This window comes from Xenorhabdus sp. TS4, assembly GCF_014467265.1.
Lineage (GTDB): Bacteria > Pseudomonadota > Gammaproteobacteria > Enterobacterales > Enterobacteriaceae > Xenorhabdus > Xenorhabdus ehlersii.
Genome location: NZ_NKHQ01000059.1, coordinates 1 through 8,685 on the forward strand (window position 1 = coordinate 1; position 8,685 = coordinate 8,685).

General features: G+C 46.9%; 2 protein-coding genes. Both read right to left on the reverse strand.

Translation table 11 applies throughout. The features are described from left to right. A partial coding sequence (locus tag Xets_RS13790; RefSeq protein ID WP_187651900.1) for a non-ribosomal peptide synthetase occupies positions 1-5,860 on the reverse strand: 5,860 nt, incomplete at its 3' end. A gap of 3 nt (positions 5,861-5,863) precedes the next feature. Further along, the coding region (locus tag Xets_RS13795; protein ID WP_187651901.1) for a non-ribosomal peptide synthetase at positions 5,864-8,685 on the reverse strand (2,822 nt) is incomplete at its 5' end.

The window sequence follows — 8,685 nt, forward strand, 5'->3', positions numbered from 1 at the left end:
AATTATCTTGTTCATAGGCCATCAGTGATAATGGATAATCGGTTTTTTCGATGGCCTGGCGGAATATCAGGGTGTTTTCAATCCCTGCCTTATTTTCGCCTGCCACAGGGACGGGGTAATTTTCAAAGACAAACAGGCTATGGAATAACCGTTCCCCGTTGGATTGCAAACTGGCCAGTGAGACGGCACTGTAGCTGTTGAGTGCGGCGATATCTTTCTGTATATCGTGCAAGACACTAATCACCCTGTTGGTTTTATGCCACTGCACTATTAATGGCAAGGTATTAATATACAGGCCGACACTGGATTCAATACCGTCCACCGGTATGTCGCGTCCGGAGACGGTGGTGCCGACAATAGTCTGTTCATCTCCGGTATAACTGTGCAGTAATTTATGCCAGGCAAATTGCAGTACCACATTCAGGGTAATGCCTTGTTCACGACACATTTTCTTAAGCTGCTGATATACGTTTTCTTGGATGGCAATAGCTTGCCTCGCTGGTTTTTTAATCGCCCTTATTCGGGATAAATCAACGTAATGGCTTAATAGAGCAGAAAGATTGTTGGCTCCCTGAAATTGTGTTTTTCGCTCCGCCCAATAAGCCTCAAATTCTGCTTTGTGCTCCAGATAATATTGCTGAGTTGCCAGATAAGTTTTATCTGCCACGATTTGGGGAACTCGGTTTTGCGCGAGTTCGTTGTAATATTCATGCACAGTTTGCAATAAAATCGGGTTACTCCAGCCGTCAGTAATACTGTGGTGTTGCGTGATCAGCACCGTTACTTGGTGTTCACTCTGTTGAATTAAGGTAAAGCGGATTAATCCGGGCTGACTTAAATCAAAGGGCAGCGTACGATCATGTTGTTGGATCGCTTCAATCGCCCTGGCTTTCTCTTCTGGTAGTAACTGACTGATATCCTTGAAGGTGAAATTTGCCAAATCAAGACTTGCCCCTTCAGTCACAATCTGCAAAGCCTCTTCTTCCCAGTTAAACGCTGTTCTGAGGATGGGAAAGCGTAGTGAAGTTAGAATCCAGGCCTGTTGGTAGGCGACAAGGTCGAGTTGAGTGTGATAATCCAACAGTAATTGCACGCGATAGGCATCATCCTGTGGTTGAGCCAGATGATGATAAATAAATCCCTGCTGCAAACTGGTGGCGGGGTATAGTGCTTCAATCTGATATATCTGTTGAAGATGACACAAAAGTTTGATTGAGATCCCTTCAATACCGTAGTCACTGGGAGTTTTTATTCCACCCAATTGAGCCTGTTTTTGACCTGCGGTGATAACAGAATGGAGTGCCTGCTCAAATGCTGTGATAAATGCTTGCGTCTGAGTTTGTGATAAGTGCGAACTGATACTAAATTGCAGCCTGCCCGCTTGAATCAAGCCATTAATATTCAGTAACAAATGACTATGGTTATCATCTGCCACTACGGTTCCACAGTCGTCGCTGATCAGTGACCAGTTTTGCTCAGTTTCTGCGTCTAACTGACCGAGATAGTTGAAGCCAATCGTCGGTAAATCCCCCGACAAATATCCTGCCTGACGTAATGCCCCGTAACCGATACCTTTATTCGGTATGGCACGCAACATCTCTTTAGTATGAATGATCGTCTCCGCAATATCGTTCTGCATCACCAGACGAACAGGATAGATAGTCGTAAACCAACCGACGGTTTCTGAAACATCCAGTGTATTATCAATGGCTTCTCGTCCATGACCTTCAAGCATAATGTGGTTAACTGGATGTGAGAAAATGGTCTGTAATGCCAATGTGAGGGCGCTAAGCAGTATATCGTTAATTTCGGTATGGTAACCGGCATTGGCTTCACGCAGCAGAATGTCGGTCAATTCAGCGGAAACACCTAACATGTGTTGACTCATTTCATGCGAAGCAGAATAGACATGGTTTTCAGCCATCACTTGCTGCCAATAGAGAACTTCCTGCTGATGGTGCTCTGCATAGCGATGTACGGCATTAACCCATTGCCGATAGCTACTGGTTTTTGCCGGCAGCGTTTCGCCTTGCAGCAATCTGCGCATATCTTCAGCGATAATTCGCCACGACACGACGTCAATAATCAGGTGGTGAAATGCGAAGAATAATCGGGCGCTGCCATCGGTATATCCGGTCAGATGGGCGGTTTGCCATAAAGGACCAGTACAATAATTAAAGCTACTCTGCCATTGGGTCAGTTGCTGGTGATTTAACTCACTGAAATCACAATGCAGTAATGTGGGCAGCCAGGGGGGCATTTCTGTAGGATAACACTGGCGATAACCCTGTTTTGTGTCAACAAAATGGGCGCGTAACATATCATGTCGTTTAGTCAGTACGATCAGGGCTTGTTCAATAGCAGCATGACTGATATTGCCTGGCAGTCGGATCATAAATGCCTGATTCCAGTGGTGTGGACGCGATAAATTCCAGTTGAAGAAATCCTGCTGGATAGGCAACAGACCAAATTTCCCGTTTAATAATCCCTGTTCTGCCACCACAGTTACCGGAGATGGTGTTTGTGTCAGCAGTTGCGCTAGCAGCGCTACCGTTGGTGCCGCAAAAATCGATTTGACTTGCAGGGAAAAACCAGCACGTCGCAGCCTGGAAACCAGTTTGATACTGATTATGGAATCGCCACCGATACGGAAAAAATTATCTTCAATGCCAATTCTCTCTAGCCCCAACACTTCCCGCCAAATGGCACATAACCGGGTTTCTAGGGCATTGCGGGGCGCAAGATAACTGTCGCGGTTTTCCCATTTTGGCTCTGGCAGGGCGCGGCGATCCAACTTGCCGTTGAGGGTTAAGGGTATAGATTCAATGCGCGTAAAGCTGGCGGGCAGCATATAGTCCGGCAAGCGGGTGGAAAGGTATCTAATCAGGGTGTCATCGGATAGCACGCCATCTGTGACCAAATACGCGAACAGTGCCTTATTTCCGTTGTGTTTGCGGTCAATCACCACAGCTTGTTTTATCTGTGGGTGCGAGGTCAGTACGCTTTCAATTTCTCCCAGCTCAATGCGGTAGCCGCGGATTTTAACCTGAAAGTCATTACGTCCCAGATATTCCAGCTCCCCATTCGGCAGCCAGCGGACTAAGTCGCCGGTTTTGTACAGTCGGGTATAGCCACGGGCTTTATCTTCTGCGGTGGCAAACGGATTCGGCACAAAACGCTCGGCAGTCAGTTCAGGCCGGTTTAAATACCCTCGTGCCAGTCCGGCACCACCGATATACAACTCGCCCGATGCACCGACAGGGGGCAGGTTACCCTGTTTGTCAAGAACATACAGATGAACGTTATTAATCGCCTTACCAATATTGCTGGCAATATCTCCACGTTGATAATGTTTCCCCGTCGCACAAACGGTGATTTCGGTCGGGCCATATGCATTCAGTACATCGCTGTGATGGCTGAAATAGTCAAGGAAATCTAAGGACGGTGATTCACCTGCCGTCACCAATAACTGCAAGGAAGGTAATGCCGTACCAATTAATAACTTCAATATAGCTGGGGGTAAGGTGGCGATTTCAATGCCTTCTCGCTGAATCAGGTGTGCAACCGCGGGAGCATTGCGCTCTGTTTCACTGCACAGATAAACTGTCAGGCCATGAAGTAAACTGAGAAACAGTTCGGAAACAGACGCATCAAAAACATACGCAGCAAACATTAAAGCTTTTTTTCGCTTTGTGATATCAAACAGTTTTGCCTGTGCTGCAACCAAGTGGGTCACATTCTTATGCTCAACCATGACGCCTTTGGGCTGCCCCGTGGTGCCGGAGGTGTAGATGATATAGGCCAAATCAGCAGGGTTATTGATCGGAGCCAGATTTTCTACGGTGTAGCCTGCGGTTATTGTCTGGTCATCTGCTGTTATCAATATCGGCGTTTTCGCGAGTATTTGGGTATATTCCGTCAATGTCGTCAGATGCCGTTGCTGGGTGAGTACACATGGGCTTCCGGTGTCTTGCAGAATAAACTGAACCCGCTCCGGTGGATATTCGGGGGAAATGGGCACATAAGCGCCACCGGCTTTCAGTACCGCTAAGATACTGATAATCATTTCCAGACTGCGGTCAAGATAGAGAGCGAGGGGGGTATCTGCTTGCAGAGGGACAGCATTACGTTGCTGACAACGCTCACGAATAACACCAGCCAACTGATTTGCTCGTTGGTTTAATTGCCGGTAGGTCAGCGTTTCCCCTTCAAACACCAGCGCCACGCTATCCGGTGTTTTTTCTGCTTGTGTTTCAAACAGTTGTGGCAAGGTTTTATCTGGCAGGTAAGGGGCATCGGTCTGATTCCAGGTGTGCAGCAGGGTTTTACGCTCTTCTTCACTGAGAAACAGGATGGCGGTATGCGGCTGGTGTGGATCATGGGTTACGGCATACAAAATACGCCCAAGCTGATGAAGCAAGCGCAGTGCTTGTTTATCTGTCAGCCAGTCTTCACCATAGTTCAATTTGACTATGAGACTGTTATCCTGTTCATAAGCTTTCAGAGATACCGGATAGTCCACTTTTTCGAAGGCTTGGCGGAATGTCAGGGTGTTTTCAATGCCTTCCTTGTTTTCGCTCACGACAGGATCAGGGTAGTTTTCAAAAACCAACAGGCTGTGGAATAACCGTTTCCCATCGGATTGTAAACTGGCAAGTGATATCGCACTGTGGCTGTTGAGGGCGGCGATATCCTTTTGTATTGCTTGCAATATAGTGGCTACCCTGTCAGCCTGGGTCCATTGCACTGTTAATGGCAATGTATTGATATACAAGCCGACACTGGACTCAACACCGTCCACCGGTACATCGCGCCCGGATACGGTAGTACCAACAATGGTTTGTTCATCCCCGGTGTAACTGTGCAGTAATTTATGCCAGGCAAATTGCAGTACCACATTCAGGGTAACGCCTTGCATTCGACACATATCCTTAAGTTGCACATAAGCGTGCCCTTGTACCGTAATCTTCTGTTCGGCTGGCTTTTCAACGGCTTTTATCTGCGTTAAATCAACATGATGACTTAACACTGCAGAAAGATCGTTAGCTCCCTGGAAGTGTGCTTTGCGCTGCGCCCAATATGCTTCTGATTCAGCTTTATGATCCAGATGATATTGCTGGGTTGCCAGATAAGCGTGTTCCACGACAACCTGCGGAACTTGTCCCTTTATGAGTTGATTGTAATACTCATGTACAGCTTGTAATAAAATCGAGTTACTCCAGCCATCGGTAATGCAGTGATGTTGGCTGATCATCACGGTTACCTGTTGTTCATCCTGCTTGATGAAAGTGAAGCGGATTAATCCGGGCTGGCTTAAATCAAAAGGCAGGGTACGGTCATGTTGTTGGATCGCTTCAATCTCTTTGTTGCGCTCTTCTTTTGGTAAGTGGCTGATATCTTTGCTTTTGAAATTTGCCGAGCTAATACTGGCACCCGCAGTGACAATCTGCAAAATTTCCCCTTCCCAATCAAATGCGGTTCTGAGGATAGGAAAACGCAGTGAGGCCAGTGACCAGGCTTGTTGATAGGTGGCAAAGTCGATATTGGTGTGATAATCCAACAGCAACTGCATGCGATAGGCATCATCCTGTGGTTGAGTCAGATGATGATAAATAAAACCCTGTTGCAAGCTGGTGGCAGGAAATATCGCTTCAATTCCACTAAAGGTAAAACTGTTGAAATCCTCTTCGGAGAAAATATTCTTTTCATTTAAGAAGCTTAATATGTTTTCTCTTTTCTTCTTAACCTTATCAATAAGCTGGACAGGAGGCGTTTCCCCTGTAAATGCCAGTTTTAATTTATTTTCACAGACCCATACTGATACATAATTTTTCTTGAGTTCTTTAAATAGCATCAACATTTTTTATATGTCCAAAATGGTTTTCTTTTCTGGATAGAGAGGTGAATTTTCGTTCTTCACACAGCCCAAACGATGAGTAAGCTGGTTTAGCTGCTCAATTGAAACGCTTTTAATTCCATAATCGCTGGGAGTTTTTATTCCTCCCGATTGGGCCTGTTTTTGACCTTCGGTGATAACGCTATTGAGTGCTTGCTCAAATACTGTGATAAATACCGCTGTCTGGGCTTGTGACAAGCGGGAGTCCACACTAAATTGCAGTTTTCCAGCCTGAACTGCGCCATTGATATTCAGCAGTAAATGACAGTCATTCCCGCTGGCTATCACTGTGCCACAACTATCGCTGCTCAGTGACCAGTCTTGATGGCAGCTTCCTCCTAATTGGCCGAGATAATTGAAGCTGATGGCCGGTAAATTTCCTGACAAATGTCCAGTTTGACGTAACGCCCCATAACCAATGCCTTTGTTTGGCACGGCGCGCAGCATCTCTTTAGTGTGGATAATGGTTTCTGCAATATCGGTCTGCATTGCCAGCCGGACGGGGTATTGTGTTGTAAACCAGCCGACGGTTTCGGAAATATCTAGCGTGTTATCGATGGTTTCCCGTCCATGACCTTCCAGGACGATGTAGTTTACTGATTGGGAGAAAGTACCCTGTAACGCCAGTGTCAGGGCACTCAGTAATAAGTCGTTAATTTCAGTGGAGTAACCGGCGTTGGCCTCATGCAGCAGGATGTCAGTCATTTCAGCAGAGAGGTCTAATAGGTGATAAGTGGTTTTATCCAACTCAGGATTTATATCGTTGCCTGCTATTACTTGCTGCCAATAGGGCACTTCATCCTGATGCTGTTGTGCATAATGATGGACAGAGGTCACCCACTGCCGATAACTGCTGGTTTTCGATGGTAAGGTCATGCCTTGCAATAACAAGCGCATATCTTCTGCAATAATTCGCCAGGATACAGCGTCAATGATCAGATGGTGGAATGCGAAGAATAATCGGGTGCTGCCATCGGCGTATCCGGTCAGATAAGCGGCTTGCCATAGAGGCCCGTTACTGTAATCAAACCCACTTTGCCATTGAGTGAGTTGTTGGTGTAATTCCGTTTGTGTAAGTTCACTGATATTACAGTGAAGTAATGCGGGTAACCAGGATGGCATTTCCGGCGGATAGCACTGACGGTAACCGTTTTCAGTATATATAAAATGGGTACGTAGCATATCGTGTCGTTTAGCCAGCGTTATCAGAGCCTGTTCAATTTCTGCGGATTTTATATTACCGGGAAGCTGAATCATAAATGCCTGATTCCAATGGTGTGGATTTGGCAGATTGAGGTCAAAGAAGTTTTGCTGGATAGGCAATAAACCAAACTCCCCGCTTAATAACCCTTGCTCTGCACTGGCTTTTACTGTGGGTGATGTCAGTGTTGGCAGTTGGGCTAACCGAGCCACTGTTGGTGCCTCAAATATCGATTTGACCTGGAGATAAAAGCCTGCCTGACGTAGTTTAGAGACTAGCTGGATACTGACAATAGAATCACCGCCGATACGGAAGAAGTTATCTTCAATGCCAACCCGTTCCAGGCCCAACACCTCCTGCCAAATGGCACATAACCGGGTTTCTAAGGTATTGCGGGGGGCTATATAACTGTCGCGGTTTCCCCATACTGGCTCCGGCAGGGCGCGGCGATCCAGCTTACCGTTCAAGGTCAAGGGCACCGATTCAATGCGGGTAAAGCTGGCGGGCAGCATATAATCCGGCAGGTGAAGAGAAAGGTGTGTAATCAGGGCATCATCTGATACCTCACCATCTGTACTCAGATAAGCCACCAGTGCCTTATGGCCTTCCCGTTCGTGGTCAATCACCACCGCCTGTTTGACTTGCGGATGCGTGGCAAGGGCAGTTTCAATTTCCCCTAATTCGATACGGTAGCCACGGATTTTAACCTGAAAGTCATTACGTCCCAGATATTCCAGCTCCCCATTCGGCAGCCAGCGGACTAAGTCGCCGGTTTTGTACAGGCGGGTATAGCCACAGGCTTTATCTTCTGCGGTGGCAAACGGATTCGGCACAAAACGCTCGGCAGTGAGTTCAGGCCGGTTTAAATACCCCCGTGCCAGTCCGGCACCACCGATATACAACTCACCCGGCACACCGATAGGGGACAAGTTGCAGTGACTATCAAGGACGTAAAGACGGACATTATTGATGGCCTTACCAATATTGCTGGCAATCTCCCCATGTTGATAATGTTTCCCCGTCGCACAAACGGTAACTTCGGTTGGGCCGTAAGCATTCAGTACCCCACTGTGATAACTGAAATAGTCAAGAAAATCTGAGGACGGTGATTCACCTGCTGTTACCAATAACTGCAAAGAGGGTAACTCAGTACCGATTAATACTTTCAGTATGGCAGGAGGTAAAGTAGCTAATTCAATTCCTTCTCGTTGAATCAGGTGTGCAACCGCGGGAGCATTACGCTCGGTTTCGCTGCACAGGTAAACCGTCAGGCCATTTAATAAACTAAGAAACAGTTCGGAAACCGAAGCATCAAAAACATATGCCGCAAACATTAAGGCTTTTTTTCGCTTTGTGATATCAAACAGTTCTGCCTGTGCTGCAACCAGATGGGCCACATTTTTATGCGCGATCATGACGCCTTTGGGTTGTCCGGTGGTGCCGGAGGTGTAGATAATATAGGCCAAATCGGCAGGGTTACTGATCGGCACCAGATTTTCTACGGTGTAGCCTGCGGTTGTTGTCCGGTCATCTGCGGTTATCAATATCGGCGGTTCCGTCAGTGCCTGGGTATATTCCGTCAGTGTCG